This window comes from Pseudenhygromyxa sp. WMMC2535, assembly GCF_011083025.2.
In genome coordinates, this window is record NZ_JABJWV010000001.1 from 941967 (window position 1) to 964141 (window position 22175).

Sequence of the window (22175 nt, forward strand, 5' to 3'; positions counted from 1 at the left end):
CATCCGCGGAAGAGGGTAATGACGCAGGCTGAGGCGCGGAGGGAGCTCTCGCAAGGTTTCCTCGATGGCTACGAGCTAAAACGGCTGCTTCGGAAGACCCGGAGCACGGCGGTCTATCACGCGACCCGTAAGCGTGATGGCCTCGAGGTGATCGCGAAGTTCTACCTCGCCGACAAGGACGCGGCCGAGGGGCACTTCGAACACGAATACCGCCTGCTCAGCAAGCTCGGAGTCGCTGGCGCCGTCGAGGCCGTCGACCTGCTGCGCGCCGGTCAGCAGCACGTCCTGATCCTCAAGCGCTTCCCCGGGGTCGACCTCGACCAGTTCATGAAGGGGCGGCCGCTCGACATCGAGACCTTCCTGGCGATCGCCGTCAAGCTCACGGCGATCCTCGTCGAGGTCCACGCGCGCCGCGTGATCCACCGCGACCTCAAGCCGACCAGCGTGCTCGTCGACGGCGACAAGCTCGACGTCTGCCTCGCCGACTTCGGCATCTCCGTCGCCCTCGAGCGCGACCACCGAGAGATCTACGACCCAGGGGTGCTCTCGGGCACGCTGCCCTACCTCGCCCCCGAGCAGACCGGCCGCACCACCCGCCCCGTCGATCACCGCAGCGACCTCTACTCCCTGGGCGCGACCTTCTACGAGATGCTCTCGGGTCAGCCGCCCTTCACGGAGACCGAGCCGCTCAAGCTCGTCCACGCTCACCTCGCGCGCCTGCCGGCCCCGCTGAGCCAGCGTCGCCGCGGCGTCCCCGAGGTCCTGTCCGCGCTCGTCGCCCGGCTGCTCGCCAAAGATCCCATCGATCGCTACCAGTCTGCGCGCGGGCTGCTGCACGATCTCGAGCGCTGTCAGCGAGACCGCCAGGGCTTCGAGATCCCCACCTTCGAGCTGGGTCAAGGCGACGCCTCGGAGCACCTCGAGCTCCCCGATCGCCTCTACGGGCGCAAGGCCGAGGCCCGGCGCCTGTCCGTGGCCTTCGATCGTGCGGCCCGCGGGGGCGTCGAGCTGCTGCTCCTGCACGGGCCCTCGGGCATCGGCAAGACCGCGCTGATCCAGTCCTTGCAGCCCCAGCTCGCCGACCGCGAGGGCTACTTCGCAACCGGCAAGTTCGAGCAGTTTCGCAGCAACGTGCCGCTGCTCGGCGTGACCCAGGCCTTCTCGCGCCTGGTCAGCCGCCTGCTGATCGAAGACGAGGAGCGGCTCGAGTCGTGGCGCCACCAGCTGCGCACCAAGCTCGAGTCCTCGGCCGCGGTCCTCGTCCCGCTGATCCCCGAGCTCGTCCACTTCGTCGGCCCGCAGCCGGACCCCGTCGAGCTCGGCGCCCTCGAGTCGCGCAACCGCCTGCTCGTCGCGCTCGGCCGCCTCGCCGCGACCTTGGCAGCGCCCGCGCACCCCGTGGTGCTCTTCTTCGACGACCTCCAGTGGAGCGACCCGATCAGCCTGCGCGTGATCGAGCAGCTGGTCACGGCCAGCGACGCCCGCGGCCTGCTGGTGATCGGCGCCTACCGCAGCGACGAGGTCGAGGACGATCACCCGCTCACCGGCCTCGCCCGCCGGGTCGGCGTGGCCGAGCTCCCGCTGATGCCGCTGTCGACCTCGGCGGTCACCGAGCTGATCTGCGACGCGCTCAAGGTCGACCGCTACGACGCCAGCGAGCTCGCGGCCTCGCTCGAGGGCCGGACCGACAACAACCCCCTGCTGATCCGCCAGCTGCTGACCTTGCTCGCCCAGGAGGGCGCGCTCTCGCGTGGCCCCGAGGGCTGGACGTGGAGCCCCGACGCGGTCCGCAAGTCGGGGATCCCCGGCGACGCCCTGGGGATGATCAAGGCCAAGCTCTCGCGCCTGTCCCCGGCCCAGCGCGAGGTCCTCGCGGCCGCGACCTGCGTGGGCAGCCGCTTCGAGATCGACGGGCTCGCGGCGGCCCTCGAGATGCGCCCGGCCGACGTCTTGCCCCACGTCGCCGCGCTCGCCGACGAGGGCCTGCTCGCGCTCTCCGACTCCGAGGTCTGCTTCACCCACGACCGCATCGAGGAAGGCGCGCGCCACTGGCTCGACCCCGTGCTCGAGCAGGCCTACCACCGGCGGATCGGCAGCTACCTCCACGAGGGCGCCCCCGACGGCCAGCTCGCCGAGCGCCTCTACGACGTCGTCGATCACCTCAACTGGACCATCGACAGCGAGGAGGATCCCGACAAGCTGTGGGAGATCGCCAGCCTCGATCTCCAGGCGGGTCAGGCGGGGCTGCGCGCCTCGGCCTCTGCGATGGCCGCCCGCCACCTCGAGGCCGGCCTGCGCGCGGTCACCCGCGCCGAGATCCTCGAGGGCCAGAGCTCGACCGGTGCCCGCGGCAGCAACCGCGACCTCGCCCTCGCGCTCGGGGTCCAGCACGCGCGCTGCGTGTCCCTGGCTGGGGACTACGAGCAGGCCTCGACGCTCTTCGACGCGATCATGGCCGCGCCGCTCGAGCCCCTCGAGTACGCCGAGACAGCCTTCATCCGCCTCGAAGCCTGCACCATCGCCAGCCGTCAGGAGGACGCGATCCATTGGGGCCTCGCCGGCCTCGCCAAGCTCGGCGTCCGAATTCCCCGCGCCCCGGGCGTCCATCGGGTGCTCGTCTCCCTGCTCCGACTCAAGTGGGCCTTCCGGCCCAAGGTCCGCGCGCAGCTCGATCAGCTGCCCCCTTGCGAAGATCCCGTCGCTCAACTGCGCATGGATCTGCTCGCGCGCATCGTCGGGCCCGCGTATGTCGTCGGCGGCAACCTGGTCCCGGTGATCGTCGTCGAGGCCGCCCTCGAGAGCCTGCATGTCGGGCGCACCCCGAGCATCGCCTTCTATCTAGCGTTGGTCTGCATGCTGATGGCCGGGGTGCTCGGCGACCACCACGGCGCGGCCGAGCTCGCCGACTTCAGCCTCGAGCTCGTCCACCAGCCCGGGGCGAAGCGCAAGGGCATCACCGTACTGCTCGCCTACGCGATCAGCTTGCACTGGACCCGGCCCTACGCCGACTGCTACGAGGGCGTGGTCTCGGCCTTCGAGCTCGCGCTGGCCGAGGGCGACCTCGAGTACGCGACCTACGCCATCGTCCACCGCGCCGCCTACCAGTCGGCCCTCGGTCGCCCCCTCGACGTCGTGCGCAGGGACGCCCAGGAGGCCGCGCGCTTCGCCGCGAACACGGGCATGTCCGAGTTCTCCCGCGCCGCCCAGACCCGCGTGCGCATGTCGGAGCTGCTCGAGGGCCTGAGCACCCAAGGCGAGTTCGACCCCGACAGCTTCGAGCTGCTCTACCCGCGCTGCGTGGCCGTCAACTGGGCGATCCAGCCGCTGATCTTCCTCGCCCAGCCCGAGCGCGCCCTCGCGCTCTCCGACAGCATCGCCAGCAGCGCCCAGGAGGGCCTGTTCGGCTTCTACCTCTACCCCGAGTTCGTGTTCTACCGGGCGATGGCCGCGGCCATGTGCCTCGACGGCCCCTGCGAACAAAGCGAGCGCAGGCTGCTCAAGACCCTGCGCAACAACCACCGCAAGCTCGCCAAGTGGGCGGCGGTCTACGCCGACAACCTCGGGCCTCACGTGCGCCTGCTCGAGGCCGAGCTCGCCCGCCACGCACGGCACAACGAGCGCTGCCTCGACCTCTACGGCCAGGCCGCGCGCGCGGCAGCTCAGTCCTTCCCGCACATCGAGGCCCTGGCCTGGGAGCGCCTCGCCGGCTTCATGATCGCCCGCGGCTGGGAGGAGCTCGCCCAGACGCCGATGCGCCTGGCCCTCGAGGGCTACGAGGCCTGGGGCGCCGCCATCAAGGTCGCGCAGATCGAGCAGGAGTTCCCCGATCTCCGCCACGACCGCTCGCACTCGGCCATCCCCTACACCATCCAGGAGACCGTGTCGTCGACGACCTCGGCGATGAGCGCCTCCCTCGACGTCGCCAGCGTGCTCAAGAGCACCCTGGGGATCACCCGCGGACAGAGCCACGACGACGTGGTCTCGCGGGTCCTGGCCACGGCGATCGAGAACGCCGGGGCCCAGCGCGGCGTGCTGATCCAGCAGCTCGACGGCTCGCTCTACGTGGTCGTCGAGAACAACGGCGAGGGCTCGACCGGGCGGATCTCCGAGCCCCTGCCCCTGTCCGACGCCGACGGCCTGCTCCCGACCTCGCTCGTCCGCCTGGTCGCGCGCACCGGCGAGTCGCGGATCATCAACGACGCCCGCGAGGACGCCGGCCTGGCCAGCGACTCCTTCGCCGCGGCCAACAAGATCCTGTCCGTGGCCTGCGTGCCGATCCTCAGCCAAAACCAGGTCGGCGGCGTGCTCTACCTGGAAAACAGCCTGGTCTCCGGCGTGTTCACCCCCGACCGCCTCGAGCTGCTCGAGCACCTCGCCGCCCAGGCGGCGATCTCGTTGCAGAGCGCCCGGCTCTTCGACGCCCTGCGCAGCCGCGAGGCCCAGTGGCGCTCACTCGTCGAGCACGCCCCAGACAACATCGCGATCGTCGACGCCGACGGGCGGATCCGCTTCATCAACCGCGGCGTCGAGTCCGACGGCCGCGAGCTGCTCGGCAAGCAGATGACCTCGCTGTTCGCGCCCGAGTATCGCGAGCGCGTGATCGAGGCGATCGCCGAGGTGTTCGAGACCGGCGAGAACGCCAGCTTCGAGGCCGAGGTCCTGGCCAAGACCAACCTGCGGCGCTGGTGGACCACGCGCGTGAGCCCGATCCTCCGCCAGGACGAGGTCGTGCGCGCGACCTTGATCAGCAACGACGACACCGAGCACCGCCAGCTCGAGGGCCAGCTGCGCCAGTCGCAGAAGATGGAGGCGGTCGGCACCCTCGCCGGCGGCGTCGCCCACGACTTCAACAACCTGCTGAGCGTGATCCTCGGCAGCGCCGAGCTCGCCCGCGACGGCCTCTACCCCGCCCCCGAGGCCCTCGACGAGATCATGAGCGCGGCCGAGCGGGCCAGCGGCCTGACCCGGCAGCTGCTCGCCTTCAGCCGCAAGCAGGTCCTCCAGCCCCGGGTCCTCGACCTCAACGAGAGCGTCAACGCCATGGCCAAGATGCTCCGCCGGCTGATCGGCGAGGACCTCGTGCTCGTGCTCGATCTCCAGGACGCCCTCGGCTGGGTCCGCGTCGACCCCGGGCAGCTCGAGCAGGTCGTGCTCAACTTGGTCGTCAACGCCCGCGACGCCATGCCCCACGGTGGAGAGATCCGCGTGCGGACCTCACAAAGCGAGCTCAGCCCCGCGAAGATCTGGCGCCACGACGGGCTCGAGCCCGGGCTCTACGTGACCTTGGAGATCGAGGACACCGGCGTGGGCATGGACGCGCTGACCCGCGAGCGGATCTTCGATCCCTTCTTCACCACCAAGGTCTCGGGCAAGGGCACCGGCCTCGGCCTGTCCACGGTCCACGGCATCGTCAAGCAAAGCGGCGGCTTCATCGAGGTCAAGAGCGAGCCCGGCCTGGGGACCACCTTCTTGGTCTACTTCCCCGTGGTCCGCGGCAGCCTCGAGTCCTCCCACGCCGCCAAGTCCGAGGCCCTGCCCCACGGCCGCGAGGTAATCTTGCTGGTCGAGGACGAGGCCAGCGTCCGCAAGCTGATGCGCACCATCCTCAGCCAGCAGGGCTACACGGTGCTCGAGGCCGCCGACGGCGAGCAGGCCGTCAAGCTCGCCGCCGAGTGCGACTGGATCGACCTGCTGCTCACCGACGTCGTGCTCCCGGGGATCAGCGGCCGCGAGGTCGCCGACAAGGTGCTCGAGAAGTTCCGCGACATGGCGGTGCTCTACGTCTCGGGCTACACCGACGACTCGATCATGCGCAGGGGCGTCGACGCGGGCACCCGCTCGTTCCTGCAAAAGCCCTTCACCCGCGACTCCCTCGCCCGCAAGGTCCGCGAGGCCCTCGACGAGTAGCTCCGAGTCGGCGAGTGAGCGGGCGCCGACTCGCTCACTCGTCGAGCAGCGCCTCGATCTCCTTGGCCAAGGTCCGCTCGCTCGTGCGCCCGAGGTGCACGTGGCGGATCCGCCCTTGCTTGCCGACGATCACCATGTGCGGGATCGCCTCGACGCCAAAGGCCCGGGCCATGCTCCCGTCGTCGTAGATCTGCGGGAACTCGATGCCGCGCTCGCCCATGTAGGCCTCGACCATGGCCGCGCGCCGGGTCATCGGCTCGTCGTCGCGGTTGACCCCGTAGATGCGCAGCTGCGTGCCCGCGAAGCGGTCCTCGAGGGCGGCGAGGGCCGGCATCTCGAGGCCGCAGGCGTGGCACCAGGTCGCCCAGAAGGTGATCAGGCTGACCTGGCCGCCGAGGTCCTCGCTGGCCAGCTGCTCGCCGTCGCTGAGCTCGACGAAGAACTCCGGCAGCGGCTCGTCGACGCCCACGGGGCCATAGCTGTCCCAGTTGGTGATCCCGGTGCGCAGATCCAGGGCCCCGGCGACGGCGACCAGGACCAACAAGAGCGCGCCGACGATGCGCTCGGGCGTCCCCTCAACCATGCTGCACCTCGCTCGCGGGCTCGGCCGCGGCCGCAGCCGCAGCCGCATCCGCATCCGCATCCTCGGGCATGACCTGGCGGATCCACACGGCCAGGCCCACGCCCCACAGCGTGCCGAGGATCTCCGGCAGATACTGCGGCCCCGGCAGCGCCACGCCGAGCTGGCGCAGCAGGTTACCGAGGGTCGCGAGCAGGACCAGGGGCACCAGGGGCAGGTGGCGGTAGCGCGCCCGCGACGACCCGATCAGCCCCTCGAGCAGCAAGGCCGCGAAGATCGGCACCAGCAGGACCATGGCCAGGCCGCCGATCAGCGTGAGCACCCCCGAGATCCGCACGAAGCGGGCGAAGACCTCGACGACCTGCTGGGTCTGGCAGCCGAGCACGAACACCAGGGGCAGCAACCAGCCGTCCCAGCGGCCCGCGGCCAGGCTCCCGTCACGCATGGCCGCGAGGGTGACTTTGGGGTGGATCAGGATCCCCCCCCAGCGCTGTAGTGTGGTGAGCACGCTTGGTTTAACCCCGGGACTGGGCCTTACGTTTCGCCGCCGTGGCCAACGCCGAGGGAATTCCCTTCGACCGGGCGACTTTTTGCACGTCGCTGCGGTTGAGGTGGTTGAGCAGGGCCATGGACCGCGCCATCGGCGTCTTGGGGTTCATCACCAAGTTGAGCTTGACCTTGTAGAGCTTGATCCAGTCGCGGCGGCTGGCGATGTAGGACAGCACGTCGTTGGACAGGGCGCGGTTGGCCGAGAAGGCGATCGCCTCGTTGTCGCGGACCTTGGGCGACTTGATCGTGGCCATGGCGACGATCTTGTTGGAGTCGCGGACGAGGATCGAGCGGTCGTACTTGTCGCCCATCATCGCCGCGCGGATCTTCTCGATCGGGCGCATCTTGAGCAGCTGGCCGAGGCGACGCTCGGGGCTCTCGGGCGCCGTCTCCTGGGTCACCTTCTTCGCGTCTGCGTCAGCTGCTGCTTCGGCCGCGACCTCTGCCGCGGCTTCGGCTTCGGCTGCGGCTGCGGCTGCGGCCGCCTCGAGCTCGGCCTCGCTCGGGAGCTCGCCCTCGAAGGCCTCACTCGCGTCGTCGAAGTCCGGGAGCTCGAGGTCGTCGTCGACCTCGGCCGCGCCGAGCAGGTCGAGGGCCGCGGCCTCGGCCTCCACGGCCGCCTGGGTGTGGGTGATCTGCTTGAAGGCCGCGTCGAGGCTCTCGTCGACCGGCCCGCTCTCGGCGAGGGCTGCGCGGATCTCCTCCATGGCCGGCAAGTTGAGCTCCACCCCCTCGCGCTCGGCGAGCTCGATCATCCGGTGGACCACACTCATGCGGCAGTGTCGGTTTTGGAACAGCCCGCCGACGATGCCCGGGCAGGCCAGCCAGCGGGTCTCGTTCTCCGCGAGGATGTCGCAGATCCGCTCGGAGCAGACCCGCGACACGCCGATCAGCGTCTCGTCGTCGACCTGGGGGTGACGCACGACCTGCTCGATCACCGCCTCCTTGCGCACCAGCTTGCGGCCGAGGAGGTCCAAGACCCCCGCGGGCAGCTGGCGGTCCCCGAGGGCGCCGGCGAGCACCGCCTCGGGCAGGCCTTCCACGGTCTTGCCCGCGGTATCCGAGACCTCGTCGTCGTTGATGACCCACAGCTGGTAGAGGGCCACGAGCATGTCGCGCGGCGGCAGCGGGGCCATGCCCGAGGCCACCATCTTGCGCATCTTGTCGGGCGCGCCGTCTCCGACGAACTTGCCGGCCATCGGCCCGAGGGCCGCGGCCTCGAGGGGAGCGTGAGCGAAGGCCATGAGCCGGGAGTGTGCCACGAAGCCCGATGCGCGTGGTGAAACAGGCTCGCAGGTGCGCGGCTAGCGATTCCGCCAGCCCCCAACCGTTGTTACAGTCCAGCCCCATGGCCAAGGACTCCGACGCCCCCAAGCCGCGCCACTCCGTCGACGCCTTCGAGCTGCGCTCCCGCGTCGCCGCCCTCGGCGGTGGCCCCCTCGTCGCCCGCGCCCACGAAAAAGACGGCGACGGCGCCATCGATAAGCTCGCGGCAAAGTCCGAGGCCGCCCACGAGCGCCTCGAGAAGGTCGGTCGCCAGGGCGCCCTCGCGCGCATCGAGCTGCTCCTCGACGCGGGCAGCTTCGTCGAGCTCGACCGCTTCGTGACCAGCCAGTGCGCCGACTTCGGCATGCAGGACAAGCAGGTCTACGGCGACGGCGTGATCACGGGCTACGGCACCGTCGACGGCCGCCGCGTGTTCGTGTTCGCCCAGCGCCCCGACGTGTTCGGCGGCAGCCTCGGCTGGGCCCACGCCGAGAAGATCTGCAAGGTCATGGACCTCGCCATGGAGGTCGGCTGCCCCGTGGTCGGCCTCAACGACAGCGGCGGCGCGCGCATCCAGGAGGGCGTCGCGGCCCTCGGCGGCTACGCCGAGATCTTCAAGCGCAACGTGCTCAGCTCCGGCGTGATCCCCCAGCTCTCGGTGATCCTCGGCCCCTGCGCCGGCGGGGCCGTGTACTCGCCCGCGCTCACCGACTTCGTGCTCATGGTCGAGGAGTCGAGCTACATGTTCATCACCGGCCCCGACGTGATCAAGACCGTGACCCACGAGGAGGTCACCAAGGAGGCCCTCGGCGGCGCGCGGACCCACAACGAGAAGTCCGGCGTCGGCCACTTCGCCTGCCACGACGAGGCCGCCGCGCTGGCCATGACCCGGGCCCTGCTCGGCTTCATGCCCAGCAACAACATGGAGCCCCCGCCGCGGCGCGAGACCAGCGACCCCGCCGACCGCGAGTGCCCCGAGCTCGCCGAGCTCGTGCCCGAGAACCCCAACAAGCCCTACGACATCCGCAAGATCATCGAGTCCGTCGCCGACGAGGGCGTGTTCGTCGAGGTCCAGGAGCACTACGCCCCCAACATCGTGTGCGGCTTCATCCGCATCGCCGGGCACAGCATCGGCGTGGTCGCCAACCAGCCCCAGGGCGGCCTCGCCGGCTGCCTCGACATCAACGCCTCGGTCAAGGCGGCCCGCTTCGTCCGCACCTGCGACGCCTTCAACATCCCGCTGCTGACCCTGGTCGACGTCCCCGGCTTCCTGCCCGGCACCGACCAGGAGTACGGCGGGATCATCCGCCACGGCGCCAAGCTGCTCTACGCCTTCACCGAGGCCACCGTCCCCAAGGTCACCTTGGTCACTCGCAAGGCCTACGGCGGCGCCTACGACGTGATGGCCTCCAAGCACATCCGCGGCGACATCAACCTCGCCTACCCGACCGCCGAGATCGCGGTGATGGGTGCCGAGGGGGCCGTGAACATCATCTTCCGCCGCGAGCTCGCCAACGCCGAGGACCCCGAGGCCGAGCGCGCGCGGCTGATCGAGGACTACCGCCGGCTCTTCGCCAGCCCCTACAAGGCGGCCGAGCGCGGGTTCCTGGATCGCGTGATCATGCCGGCCGAGACCCGGCGAGTGCTCGCGGACTGCTTCGACATGCTGCGGAACAAGCGGCAGGAGAACCCGCCTAAGAAGCACGGGAACATCCCGCTCTAGCAATCTCGAGCGCTCGAGAATTCGGGGTCGTGCGGATCAGCGCACGGCCCCTCTTCTTTGGGGCGAGCGCGCCTTCAGGGCGGGACCACCAGGCAAGTCCGCAAGCTCGGTGTTTGGCCGAGCCAGGCTCGTCCGCCCGTACGCAGGGAACCGCGCGGATCCCAGGCTGCAACCAGGAGCTCCACGCTGTCGAAGCCCTCGTCATCGAAGCCGTACTCCCAGCGCGGGACACCATCTCGCCCCAGCCCCATCGCCCAGGCCTGCCCGCTCTCGCTACCGAGCGCCAAGACCTCCCCGTCCCCGGCGAGCAGCGCCTCGACGCGCACCTCGTCCTCCAGCACGCTCGTCCGCGTCCACTCCCACGCCTGTTCGGCGCCCACTGCCTCGACCCAGGCCTCCCCGAGATCGAGGAGCTCATTCGTGGGCCGGCGGACGCCCGCGACCACCCAGCTCCCCTCGCCGTCCGCGACCAGGGCGTGGATATCGGCGGCGAGCAGGGGCTCGCCTTCACCGAGCGCGGTGCGTCCGAGCTCATGCCCATCGAGGTCGAAGCGTACGAGCAGCACATGCGAAGGCGGGACCAGCATGAGGTCCCCGTCCGAGGACGGCCCGCTCTCGATCTTCGCCGCGACCGCCAACTCATCGGCCGCTCGGGCGAGGCGCATCCCCGTGTCGATGTAGCCGAGCTGATCCTCGACGAGGACCGTCTCGAGCTCGTCGTGCTCGAGGTCCAGGCGCCCGACCCACAGATCCCCACCCAACCTCCCCGTCAGCCAGACCGAGCCCTCGACCGCGCTCATGTCTTTGATACTCACCCCCAGCTCGGCGTCGTCGATGCGCTCGGAGAGCAGGAGCTCGCCCTCGATGTCGCCCTCGACCGATAGGCGCAAGAGGACCTCATCGTTCCCCGTCTCGAGCAACGCCCACAACCCCCCGTCTCCCTCGCGCCTCGCCAGCGCGAGGATCCGCGAAGAGCCCTGGCTCGCAGGCAAGCTCAGCTCCCAGCGCGAGGCCCCCGATGCGTCGAACCCAGCCCCCCACCCCATCTGGCCGCTCTCGTCGTCATCGAGGATTGCTCCTGCCACGACGAAAGAGCCATCGTCGAAGACCTCCAGCGCGCGCGCCTCGTCGTTGCTCGAGCCAGCTCTATCCAAGGGGCTCGCGCACTCGTGGCTCGCCTCGGGGGCTTGCCAGGTATCGGCTCCGACTTCGTCTCCATCGCCACCGACGGCGCCATCCATCTCGCCCCGATCTCCGCACGCGAGCGCCAGAACGACGCAGCTCGCGGATGGAATCACATTCGAGAGTGCTCTCATGCGTCTCAAGCTATCAGCGGCGCGGACGCCCAACCATGTAATTTCCTCGCGCTTCGCACTCTATGATTTGCCAGCGCCGTCAACGCCGCGCGCCACCGCGAGCGCAAATTCGACGTGCTCGACCAACGCCCGCCCCCCCAGCAACCACTCGATGTCCTCGTAGTGATCCGTCAACTCGTACCTCCTCATGTTGAGATGGTCCCTCTTCAACTCGGTCGGCCAGCCCGTCTCCAGCTCATCGACTGACGGCGGACAGTGGCGCGCCGCCCCGCGACCGCGAAAGAGCAGCTGCACGTGATCAGCCGCGAGCGACTCGGCGATCAGCTCGGTCTCCGCGGCGTCCGGGAGCGCGAGCGTGCGCGCGGTGGCCAGACCCTGCCCGCGGATGTCCACGGCGAGCTCGTCACGCAGGCGTCGCTCCTCGCCCCAGCGCCCAAACAGCGTGCGCAGGCGAACCCGAAGCTCGCGGCCGTCGACGCGCGCGTACAGGTAGAGCCAGTCGTGTGGCGAGGGCTCCGCGTCCGGGAGGGCGAGCGCGCACCAGTCGAGGACCGGGTCTGGGCTCGGCGGCCTGCGGTCGCGGCAGCTCGGACCAAAGTCCACGCGCAGCTCGAGCTCGTCGGTCAAGCAGAGCCTGCGCTCGAGGTGGCAGACCAGCTCGTGCGCCAGGCCGAGCTTGCGCGCGTCGAGGGCCGGCGCGCGCAAGCCAAGGCTGTCCGAGACCGCGAGCAGGCCCCCGGCGACGAACACCGAGGTGAGCACGGGAAAGAACCACTGCGGCGCGGCCTCCAGCGGTCCCAGCTCGAACATCCCGCCGACCCACGCCAAGTTGAGGGCGACCAGCACCATGGCCACGAGGACCGCGACCTTGCCGAGCAGCTCTCGCGCTCGTCGGCCGTGACGCGGGACTTTGCACAGCGCGTCCCAGCGCGCGCGCAGGCCCTCGATCGAGCCGGTGTACTCGAAGCGCGGCGTACTGCGCGGCTCTTCGAAGCTAGCGATCAACTCGTCTCTCGAAACCTCGCCTCTCATCGTGGTGCCTCCTGACCGCGGTCCGCGGACTCTGATTCCTCCAGCCAGGCCTCGACGCGCGCGAGCGCCTGCGGATCCCCAGCCTCGCCGGCGCGCATCATCGTCCGCGCCCGCTCGGCCTCGGCCCGCGCCCGACTAAACTCGCCGCGAGCCGCGAGCGCCCGGGCGAGGCCAAAGCGCGCGAGCGCGACCTGGGTCTGGTTCTTGCCCTCGGCCTCCGGCGAAGCGAGCACGCGCTCGAAGTAGCCCTCGGCCAAAGCTGCCTCGCCCTCGGCCAGGGCTGCCTCGCCCAGACCGACCAGGGCATAGTCGAGCTCCGGGTGATCCTCGCCGAGGGCCGTCTCGCCGATCTTCAAGGACCGCGCGTAGGCCTCGCGCGCGCCCTCGTGGTCGCCCCGGAGCATGCGCAGCTCGCCGAGGTTGTCGAAGATCGCCTGCAAGTTGGGGTGGTCGGGGCCGTGCTGCGCCGCCATCAGCTCGGCGGCGCGCAGCTGGCTGGCCTCGGCGCTCTCGAGCTCGCCGGCGCGCTTTTGGGCGACGCCGAGGTTGACCAGGGGCGGGACGAGGTCCGGGTGGTGGTCCCCGAGCCGCGCCTCGACGCCCGCGAGGGCCTGGCGAAAGAGCGCCGCGGCGACCTCGTCCTCGCCCTCGCTGAGGGCCACGGCGCCCAGGCCCGTGCGCGCGGCGGTGACCGTGGCGTGCTGGCTGCCCATGGCCGGCTCGACGATCTCGACGGCGCGCTCGAAGTGCCGGCGCGCCCCCTCGACGTCGCCCTGGCGATAGGAGGTGTTGCCGCGCTCGAGGTGCACGCCGCCGAGCTCCGGGTGCTCGGGGCCGAGGCGCTCGGCGAGCAGCTCGAGGCCGCGGGCGCCGGTCGCCTCGGCCTCGCCGAGCTGGCCGAGGCTGCGTTGGATCGAGGACATCTCGCCGAGCATGCGCGCGAGCGCGAGGCTGTCTTCACCGAGCTCGTCCTCGAGCAAGGTCGCGGCCTGCTCGTAGAGGGCCAGCGCCTCGCGGTACTCGCCCTCGGTCCCGGCGAGGCCCGCGAGGGCGAGGACCAGGGCAGCGCGCGGCTCGGGGCCGGCCTCGCTGCGCTCGAGCAGCGCCCGAGCCTGGAGCTCCCAGGTCCGGGCGAGCTCGAATTTGGCGAGCTTGCCGTAGACCACGAGCAGCGTGGTCGCGACCTCGGCGGCGCCCAGATCTTCGCCGGCGCCGAGCAGCTCGACATAGGCCGCCCCCGAGCGCTGCGCCGCGCGCTCGAGCTCGCCGAGGCGCTCGTCGACGCGACCGAGGGCCGCGAGCAGCTCGCCGTAGAGGGCCGGGGCGCCCAGGCCGGCCGCGCGCTCGCGCTGCGCCTCGAGGGTGACCTGGGCCTCGGCGTAGCGACCCGCGAGCAGCAATGCCTCGGCCTGAGCCAGCGCCAGCCGCACGTGCTCGGCCGCGGCCTCGTCGCGAGGCGGCGCGCGGCCGTCGAGGCGCGCGAGCACCTCCGCGTCGGCGCAGCGCTCGGGCGCCGGCAGGGCCTCGACCATGTCCACGGCCCGCGCCGCGACCTCGGCGTCCGCCTCTCGCAGCAGCCCCGAGGTCGCCGCGAAGGCGTCTCGCTCCCGCTCGAGGCACAGCGCCTGGGCCACGCGCAGCGCCCCCGGCAGGCCGTCGCGCTCGCGGCAGGCCTCGCCCGAGACCGCCGACCAGCCCGCGACCCAGGCGTCGAGCTGCGGCTGGATCCGCGTCCACACCGGCTCGCCGTGGGGGCCGGCCTCGCGCAGGGCCGCGGCGACCTCGGCCTGGGCGGCGGCGTCCCAGTCTCGCGCGAAGCCACCCCGCTCCGCGCAGCGCTCGACCTGGCGCTGGTCCAGCCACAGCGGGCCCGCGCTCACGGCCACGAGCAGCGCGCCCAGACCGAGCACCCACGGCCACACCCGCCGGGCCTCGGCGGCGCCCAAGGCCTCGGCCAGCGCCGCCATGTCGGGCCAGCGATGGCGCGGGTCGTAGGCCAGCCCGCGCTCGACCACCCTGCGGATCTTCGCCGGGACCTTCGAGCGCGCCGGGGGTGAGCGCAGCCGGCCGTCGCGAAACGAGCTCATCAGCGCCTCGAGGTCGTCGCCGGCGTAGGGCCGCTCGCCGTAGAGCGACTGCCACAGCGCCACGCACAGCGAGAACTGATCCGAGGCCGGGCCCCCGCGCTTGCCCGCGAGCTGCTCGGGGGCCATGAAGGCCGGGGTGCCCACGACTCGCCCGACCTCGGTCAGCGGCGTGGCCAGCAGCCCGCCGCTGGCCGAGTGATCCGTGGCCAGCTGGCGCAGCTCTCGTGGCCCGAGGTCGTGGACCTGCTCGTCCTCGCGGCCCTCGTGGGCCGTGGCCAGGCCGAAGTCCATGACCCGCACGCGGCCGGAGCCGTCGATCATCGCGTTTTCGGGCTTGAAGTCCCGGTGCAAGAGCCCGGCCTCGTGGGCCGCGGCCAGGCCGAGGGCCGCCTGGCGATAGGCGGCGACGATCGCCTTCCACGGCCGCGGCTCGGCGTCGAGCCAGGCCCGCAGGGTCTCGCCGCGGATCGACTCCATGGCCACGAACACCCGGCCCTCGACGAGGCCGACGTCGTGAACCGCGATGATGTTGGGGTGGGTCACCCGCGCCATGGCCTGGGCCTCGCGCAGCAGCCGGGCACGCGCCTTCTCGCCGGTCATCCGCGGGCGCAGCAGCTTGATCGCCACCTCGCGGTCGAGCTCCGGATCCCAGGCCGCCCAGACCACGCCCATGCCCCCGGCGCCGAGGCGGCGCAAGAGCACATAGCGACCCACGCAGCGCCCTCGCCCCGGCAGCGCGCCCTCGCCGTCGAAGCCTTCGTCGCCCATCTCGACGACCGTATGCTCGACGACCTCGCCGCTGGGCGGACTTCGGCTCACGCGGCCATCATAGGGGCTGCGCCGACGGGGGTCATGTCTGACGCGAGCCCGACACCGCGACCCCACCTCGCGCCCCCCCTCGCGCCCCACCCCCGCGCCCGCGCCCGGAGCTCGGCCCGGCACCAGGAGCCCGTGGTGGAACCCAGCGCGGCTCCCGGCGCCGGGATTTTCGTCGAGGGCGAGAAGCCAAAACGCCGCTGTACCGGGTGTACTGCCAGTTTTGGCGACAAAGCCCTCGGCGAAAAGACCAAGCGAGGTGTCGTGTTGGGTTTCACCACGGGCTCCCAGGGCGCCTCACCTCGCGGCCGCCATGAAGGTCGCGCCGCGGTCCACCACGGCGCTATCCCATGGTGGCCGCGCTGGCCCCGAGGCGAGCGTCGGCGCCCGAGTTCGAGGGCGCCTCCCGCTCAGAACCCGCCGCCGCCCTCGTACTCGGGCGCCGGGTTCTCGAAGCGGGTGAACTTCTTCATGAAGGTCAGGCCGACCGCGCCGATCGGCCCGTTGCGCTGCTTGCCGATGATGATCTCGGCCTTGTTCTCGACCTCGCGGCGCTTCTCCTCCGGGGCGTCCGGCGCCAGGTAGCGCTCCTCGCGATAGATGAACATGATCACGTCGGCGTCCTGCTCGATGGCCCCGGACTCGCGCAGGTCGGAGAGCTGCGGGCGGTGGTCGGCGCGGGAGTCGACGGCGCGGTTGAGCTGAGACAGGGCGATGACCGGGACCTTGAGCTCCTTGGCCATGGCCTTGAGCCCGCGGGAGATCTCCGAGATCTCCTGCTCGCGCGAGTCGTAGCGCGCCTTGCCGCCGCGGGCGAGCTGGAGGTAATCGACCATGACCAGGCCGAGCTGCTTGTGGTTGGCGCTGGGGTCGTCGGGGTCGGGCTCGGGGAAGATCGTCCGGTCGTCGCGCCAGCGGCGGGCGCGAGCGCGCAGCTCGAGGATGCTCGGCGCCGCGCTGTCGTCGATGTAGAGCGGGGCGTTGGAGATGCGGTCGGCCGCGTTGATCAGCCCGCGGAAGTCCTGCTCCATCATCCGCCCGCCGCGGCGCAGCTGGGCGTAGTCGACCCGGGCCTCGCTACACAGCACGCGCTCGATCAGCTGGGCCGCGCCCATCTCGAGCGAGAAGAAGAGCACCGGGTAGCGAGCCGGGCGCTGGTCGGCGGGGGCGTTGGCGTACTTGGCCGGGATGATGCAGGCGTTTTGGGCCAAGTTGAGGGCGAAGGCCGTCTTGCCCATGGACGGGCGGGCCGCGAGGATGATCAGGTCGCTCGGCTGGAGCCCGGCGGTCATCTCGTCGAGGGTGATGAAGCCCGTCGACACGCCGGTGATCGGGTCGGTCTGGCGCTGGCGCTCGGTGATGCCCTGGAAGACCTCGAGCATCAGCTCGCGGGAGCTGCGGTAGCTGCTCTTGCGCCCGCGCTCGTTGACCTTGAGCACGCGCTGCTCGGCCGTGTCCACGTAGGCCTTGGAGTCCTCGACCTCCTGCATGCCCTCCTCCGCGATCTCGCGGGCGACGACGACGAGGTTGCGGATCCGCGACGACTCGAGCACGAGCTCGGCGTGGGCCTTGATGTTGTGGGCCGTGGCATAGCGGTCGAAGCGAGCGAGTCCCTCGATGCCGCCGACGAGCTCGAGCTCCCCGGTCCGCCGCAGCTGCGCCTCGAGGGTGATCACGTCGATGGGCTCGCCGCGCTCCTCGAGGATGCGCATGGCTCGAAACACGGCCTGGGCCCGAGGTTGGTAGAAGTCCTCCTCGGTGATCAGCTCGAGCACCTCGCCGAGGGCGTCGCGACCCCGCAGGAGGATCCCGCCGAGCACCGCGTTCTCGGCCTCGGCTCGGTGGGGCAGGGTGCGAAGCTCGGCCATGGCGTTCCCGGGGCCAGATACTTTACCCCCGCGCTGCTTGTCCCCGGGCCATTTCGACTTCTTGTTTTGATCCCTCGGCGGCACCGGTGGCTTTCTATCACTATGATTTGAAAGAGGATTTTTTCTTTGCCAGGTGGCCCCTGGAACTCCGTGACCGCCCGCGCCCCGCGCGGGACCGGGGAAATCGACGCGCGACTTCGACCAAGCGGAGTAAGCGCACTTTCTATCGTGACTCCACCTGCGCTGGCCGATGGGCTGCTAGCCGCTCCCATGATAGGTTTTGCGCCGCATGGCGCGGCTGCCGGAGAAGATCGGCCACTACACCGTCCTTGGCCTGCTCGGGAAGGGCGCGATGGGCGAGGTCTACGAAGGACGCGACCCCGGCCTCAACCGCCGCGTCGCCCTCAAGGTCCTGGGTCGAAAGCACCAGGAGTCCAGCGAATTCAAGGAGCGCTTCCTCCGTGAGGGTCGCTCGCTCGCTCGCTTCCATGAACCACGCCAACGTGGTTCAGATCTATTTCATCGGTGAATTCGAGGGCCGGCCGTTCATGGCCATGGAGTACCTCGACGGCGATGACATCGGGGGCCTGCTCAAGAAGAACGGGCCGCTGCGTCCAGGTGACGCCGCCGAGGTCGTGCGCCAGGCCTCCGTCGGCCTGCTCGAGGCCAAGCGCGCCGGCGTGGTTCACCGCGACGTCAAGCCGAGCAACCTGCTGATCACCAAGGTCGGCGACGTGAAGGTCACCGACTTCGGCCTCGCCAAGGCCCTGCAGGAGGACCTCTCGATCACCGCCACGGGCGTGTTCGTGGGGACGCCGGACTACCTGGCGCCCGAGCAGGCCATGGGCGAGGACGTCGACTCGAGCGCCGACGTCTACGCCCTCGGCTGCTCGCTCTACCACATGTGCACGGGCAACCCGCCCTTCCGCAAGGGCGGCAGCGACGACCACTACACCGCCGTGGTCCGCCGCCACCTCAAGGCCGAGCGCCCCGTGCTCAAGCAGCAGATCGAGGGCTTCGACGAGCCGCTCAGCGATCTGTGCCGGCGGATGATGAGCCGCCGCCCCGACGTCCGCCCGGACCTCGAGGAGCTGATCCGGATCCTCCCGCCCATCGTCGAGCACCTCGGCGGCGAGATCCCGCCGCGGCACATGGCCGTCGAGCTGACCTCCGACACCCCGCCCGCCCCGGCCAACGACCCCGCCCCCTCCAAGGCCGAAGGCCCGGGCAACGCCCCCAGCCCCCTCGGCGGACGCACGCTGGCCGTCGCGGTCGCCATCGGCGTGGCGCTCGGCGTGATCGGGGCGATGATCATCATGTTCTTGGTGAACTGAGCCCCATGAAATTCGACCCCAATTGGCATCCGGAGGGAGCGGCCTGCGCCGCGGCCCTCGACAAGCGCATCCCTGGTTACTTCGCCGCTGGCCCCGTCGACTGGATGATCGTCGGCGGCTCGGGCATCGGAAAGCCGCTCGTCGAAGACCAGGGCGAGCACGCCCTCGGCCTCGAGATCCGCGAGCGGGTCGCCCTCGCCGACCTCGAGCTCCCGGTCCCCTCGGTCGCCGGCCATGGCACCGAGCTGGTGTTCGGCGAGCTCGCCCGAGAGGGCGGCGCGCCGCTGCGCGTGTGCGTGCAGACCGGGCGCATCCACCCCTACGAGGGGCACCCCGCGTCCGTGTCCGCGGCCCCGCTGGGCGCCGTGCTCACCCTCGGCTGCGCCCGCCTGCTGCTGACCTCGGCCGTCGGCGGCATCGACCCCAAGCTGCGCACCGGGGCGATCGTCAGCTACCGCGATCAGTTCAACTTGTTCGGGCCCACGCCCCTGCGCGGCCCGGCCTTCGTGGGCTGCTCCAACCTCTACGACCGCACGCTCCGCGCCCAGCTGCGCGCCCTCGCCGAGGACCCCAGCCAGCTGCCCGAGGTCGTCTACGGCCACGCCCGCGGCCCGCAGTACGAGAGCCCCGCCGAGGTCGCGGCCCTGCGCAGCCTCGGCTGCGACGTCGTCGGCATGTCGACCACCTACGAGGCCGTGCTCGCCGCGGCCCACGGCGTGCCGACCTGCGGCCTGGGCCTGGTGACCAACGCCGCCGGGGCCGACGACCTGTCCCACGAAGAGGTCTTCGTCGAGTCCAACAAGGCCCGCGGGCGCCTGGCCGCCCTGGTCCGCGGGCTGCTCCTGCGCGCCGGCGCGAGCGAGTCGCCGACGCCAGCGTGATCCTCGATCCGCCATGAGCCCCGAGCACCTCGCGGCGAGCGCCCGCCACCTCCTCGGTGAGCTGCTCGAGGCCCTCGCCCTGAGCTCGGACGAGATCGCCGACGACCTCGGCGCGCGCATGGGCATGGTCGCCTGGGAGCGCGAGGAGCAGATCGGCGCGGCCCAGCAGCAGCTCCAGGCTCTGAGCGAGCGGCGCTTCGACGAGATCGGCGGCCAGCCGGTGCGGATCCGCGAGCTCCGCGAGCAGCCCCTCGAGGCCCTCGCCCTGGCCTGGCAGGCGCTCCAGCGCGGCCACCGGGTCCACGTCGAGAGCGAAGCCGGGGCCTGCCCCGCCGTCTTTCGTCTGCTGCGTGACGTGGGCGAGCTGCTCGGCGGCCAGGCCCTCGCGACCTCGACGCCCGGCCAGCTCGACCACCCCAACGCCGCGTGGACGCAGATCGGCGTCAGCCCTCGGCGCGAGCGCGTCGCCCTGGTCCAGGCCGACGCCGACCACGAGCTCGCCGCCTACCTGCTCGCCCGCGCCTGCCTGCGGCGCACGGGCTTCGATCCCCGCGTGGTCCATCGGGTCATCGTCGAGGGCTCGAGCGAGCGCCTCGAGCGGACCTTGAGGCGGCTGTGGATCGGCGCGCGCATGGGCCCCGTCGACGATGATCAGGCCTTCTCGGGCCCCGTCACCGCCGCCCGAGCCGAAAAGTTTCTGGCCGCCGAGGCGCTGTGGCGCGCCCGCGAGGGGGTGACCACGATCTGCCCCGGCGGCGCGCTGATCCGCAGCGACGCCCCGGAGGAGCGCTTCTTGGCCCCGGCCTTGTTTCGCCTCGCCCCGCTCGACAGCAGCACCGACGCCAGCACCGACGCCGATCTCGACGCCAGCGCCGATACGCCCACGCTCGGGCCGATGCTGCTGATCCAGCCCGTGCAGGGCGAGGCCATCACGGCCCGGGCCGAGGCCCTGCTCGCCCACCTCGCCCCGCCCGGTCACGGCCGCGTACGCTTCGGCGCCCCCCGCCGCGACGTCCCGCGCCGCCGCGACGATCGCCAGCTCCACGGCGCCCTGCTCGTCGAGCGCCTGCCCCCGGGGCTGCCCGAGCCGCGCCCCTGAGCCCGGCTCGTCCGCCCAGCGCCACGGCTCAGGCCTGCGCGCGGGCTTGCTCGCGCAGCTTGAACTTCTGGATCTTCCCGGTCGAGGTCCGCGGCAGCGCCCCGAACACGACCTTGGTCGGGCACTTGTAGTGGGCGAGCTGCTCGCGGCACCAGGCGATGATCTCCTTCGCCTCGGCGCTGGCCCCCGCGCGCAGCTCGACGAAGGCGCAGGGCGTCTCGCCCCACTTTTCGTGGGGCATGGCCACGACCGCCGCGGCGCTGACCGCCGGGTGCTTGTAGAGCGCGTCCTCGACCTCGATCGACGAGATGTTCTCGCCGCCCGAGATGATGATGTCCTTCGAGCGATCCTTGAGCTGGATGTAGCCGTTTGGGTGGATCACCGCGAGGTCGCCGGTGTGGAACCACCCGCCCGCGAAGGCCTCCGCGCTCGCGCGCGGGTTCTTGAGGTAGCCCTTCATGACCACGTTGCCGCGCATCATCACCTCGCCGAGGCTCTCGCCGTCGGCGGGGACCGTGGTCATGGTCTCGGGGTCCATGACCGTGAGCCCCTCGAGGGCCTGGTAGCGCACGCCCTGGCGGGCCTTCATCCGCGCCTGGGCGTCGGCGTCGAGCGCGTCCCAGGCCGCGTGCCAGTCGTTGACCACCGCCGGGCCGTAGCTCTCGGTCAGGCCATAGAGGTGGGTGATGTTGAAGCCGGCCGCGGCCATCGCTGCCAAGGTCGCCTCGGGCGGCGGCGCCCCGGCGGTGAAGAACTCGACGACGCGCTCGAGCGGTCGCTTTGTCGCCTCGTCGGCGCCGGAGATCACCGACATCACGATCGGCGCGCCGCACATGTGCGTGACGCCGTGCTCCGCCAGCGCGTCCCAGATCGCGTCGTCCCGGACGTGGCGCAGGCACACGTGGGTGCCCGCGACCACGCTCAGCGACCACGGGAAGCACCAGCCGTTGCAGTGGAACATCGGCAAGGTCCACAGGTAGACCGGGTGCTTGCCCATGGCCGCGGTCACCACGTTGCCGGTGGCCAGCAGCGAGGCCCCGCGGTGGTGATAGACCACGCCCTTGGGGTTGCCCGTGGTCCCCGAGGTGTAGTTGAGCGAGATCGCGTCCCACTCGTTCTCGGGCCGCAACCACTCGAACTCGGGGTCGCCCTCGGCGAGCAGCGCGTCGTAGTCCAGCCCGCCGAGCGGCTCGCCCGGCGCCTCGAGGGTGGGGTCGACGTAGTCGACCACCCACGGCTTGGGCCCAGTCATCAGCTCGAGGGCCGCGCGCACGACCGGGGCGAGCTCGGCGTCGACGATCACCGCCTTGGCCTCACCGTGCTCGAGGATGAAGGCGATCGCCTTGGCGTCGAGGCGCACGTTGAGCGCGTTGAGCACGGCCCCGGCCATGGGCACGCCGTAGTGCGCGACGAGCATCGGCGGCGTGTTGAGCAGCATGGCCGCGACGGTCTCCCCGCGCTCGATCCCCCGCCCGCGCAGCGCCGCGGCCAGGCGCCGGGCGTCGGCGTAGAGCTCGGCGTAGGTCCAGCGCTGCTTGGCCTTCGGCCCGTCGTGGATGATCGCCGGGTGCTCCGGGAAGACCAGGGCAGAGCGCGCCAGAAAGCTCAGCGGCGTCAGCTGTTGGTAGTTGGCGGGGTTTTGGTCGAGGTCGCGATCGTAGATGCCCATGCTCACGCTGTCGCTCGAGCTTAGCAGCCCGGCCACGGGGCGAGTGGA

Annotated in this window: 14 protein-coding genes; 6 read left to right on the forward strand and 8 right to left on the reverse strand. The window is 71.2% G+C overall.

Annotation, left to right across the window (positions count from 1 at the left end):
- The first annotated feature begins 18 nt into the window (after nucleotides 1-18).
- Entirely contained in the window at nucleotides 19-5907 is a 5889-nt protein-coding gene (locus G6O69_RS03465; RefSeq protein ID WP_172302105.1) for an AAA family ATPase, read from the forward strand.
- Nucleotides 5908-5941: 34 nt separating this feature from the next.
- On the opposite strand, the gene G6O69_RS03470 is transcribed toward G6O69_RS03465, so the two are convergent.
- Genes G6O69_RS03470 through G6O69_RS03480 form a run of 3 tightly spaced genes read right to left on the reverse strand, consistent with a single transcriptional unit; the run spans nucleotide 5942 to nucleotide 8280 of the window.
- Nucleotides 5942-6490: a TlpA disulfide reductase family protein gene (locus G6O69_RS03470; RefSeq protein ID WP_172302106.1), complete on the reverse strand. Its 549-nt coding sequence runs from the start codon at nucleotides 6488-6490 to the stop codon at nucleotides 5942-5944.
- Complete coding sequence (locus G6O69_RS03475) at nucleotides 6483-6995, reverse strand: hypothetical protein (RefSeq protein ID WP_172302107.1); 513 nt, start codon at nucleotides 6993-6995, stop codon at nucleotides 6483-6485. Before G6O69_RS03475 ends, G6O69_RS03470 begins: the two co-directional genes overlap by 8 nt.
- Before the next feature lie 7 nt (nucleotides 6996-7002).
- A complete protein-coding gene (locus tag G6O69_RS03480) occupies nucleotides 7003-8280 on the reverse strand; it encodes a hypothetical protein (protein WP_172302108.1) in 1278 nt (425 codons plus the stop codon).
- Between the two features lie 104 nt (nucleotides 8281-8384).
- Here G6O69_RS03480 and G6O69_RS03485 point away from each other — a divergent pair, with 104 nt between their 5' ends.
- The gene (locus tag G6O69_RS03485) at nucleotides 8385-10025 is read left to right on the forward strand and encodes an acyl-CoA carboxylase subunit beta (RefSeq protein WP_255215685.1); all 1641 of its coding nucleotides are present in this window, start codon (nucleotides 8385-8387) and stop codon (nucleotides 10023-10025) included.
- 74 nt (nucleotides 10026-10099) lie between these two features.
- Here G6O69_RS03485 and G6O69_RS03490 read toward each other — a convergent pair whose 3' ends face one another.
- The 4 genes from G6O69_RS03490 to dnaB form a co-directional block, all read right to left on the reverse strand.
- A complete protein-coding gene (locus G6O69_RS03490) occupies nucleotides 10100-11266 on the reverse strand; it encodes a hypothetical protein (protein WP_176396603.1) in 1167 nt (388 codons plus the stop codon).
- 135 nt (nucleotides 11267-11401) lie between these two features.
- Nucleotides 11402-12373: a hypothetical protein gene (locus G6O69_RS03495; RefSeq protein WP_176396604.1), complete on the reverse strand. Its 972-nt coding sequence runs from the start codon at nucleotides 12371-12373 to the stop codon at nucleotides 11402-11404.
- Nucleotides 12370-15279, reverse strand: coding sequence for a tetratricopeptide repeat protein (locus G6O69_RS03500; protein ID WP_172302111.1), 2910 nt, complete (start codon nucleotides 15277-15279; stop codon nucleotides 12370-12372). The genes G6O69_RS03495 and G6O69_RS03500 overlap by 4 nt, the downstream gene beginning before the upstream one ends.
- 407 nt (nucleotides 15280-15686) lie before the next feature.
- Nucleotides 15687-17144: a replicative DNA helicase gene (gene dnaB / locus G6O69_RS03505; RefSeq protein WP_172302112.1), complete on the reverse strand. Its 1458-nt coding sequence runs from the start codon at nucleotides 17142-17144 to the stop codon at nucleotides 15687-15689.
- A 289-nt stretch (nucleotides 17145-17433) separates the two neighbouring features.
- Here dnaB and G6O69_RS03510 point away from each other — a divergent pair, with 289 nt between their 5' ends.
- Genes G6O69_RS03510 through G6O69_RS03525 form a run of 4 tightly spaced genes read left to right on the forward strand, consistent with a single transcriptional unit; the run spans nucleotide 17434 to nucleotide 20458 of the window.
- The gene (locus G6O69_RS03510; RefSeq protein WP_172302113.1) at nucleotides 17434-17673 is read left to right on the forward strand and encodes a hypothetical protein; all 240 of its coding nucleotides are present in this window, start codon (nucleotides 17434-17436) and stop codon (nucleotides 17671-17673) included.
- Nucleotides 17633-18478 (forward strand): serine/threonine-protein kinase, encoded by an 846-nt coding sequence (locus G6O69_RS03515; RefSeq protein ID WP_172302114.1) that lies wholly within the window; start codon nucleotides 17633-17635, stop codon nucleotides 18476-18478. Before G6O69_RS03510 ends, G6O69_RS03515 begins: the two co-directional genes overlap by 41 nt.
- Before the next feature lie 5 nt (nucleotides 18479-18483).
- Nucleotides 18484-19359, forward strand: a complete 876-nt coding sequence (locus tag G6O69_RS03520; RefSeq protein ID WP_172302115.1) for a purine-nucleoside phosphorylase — start codon at nucleotides 18484-18486, stop codon at nucleotides 19357-19359.
- Nucleotides 19360-19372: 13 nt separating this feature from the next.
- Nucleotides 19373-20458: a hypothetical protein gene (locus G6O69_RS03525; RefSeq protein ID WP_172302116.1), complete on the forward strand. Its 1086-nt coding sequence runs from the start codon at nucleotides 19373-19375 to the stop codon at nucleotides 20456-20458.
- Nucleotides 20459-20486: 28 nt separating this feature from the next.
- On the opposite strand, the gene G6O69_RS03530 is transcribed toward G6O69_RS03525, so the two are convergent.
- Nucleotides 20487-22127 (reverse strand): AMP-binding protein, encoded by a 1641-nt coding sequence (locus G6O69_RS03530; protein WP_172308123.1) that lies wholly within the window; start codon nucleotides 22125-22127, stop codon nucleotides 20487-20489.
- Between the last annotated feature and the right edge of the window lie 48 nt (nucleotides 22128-22175).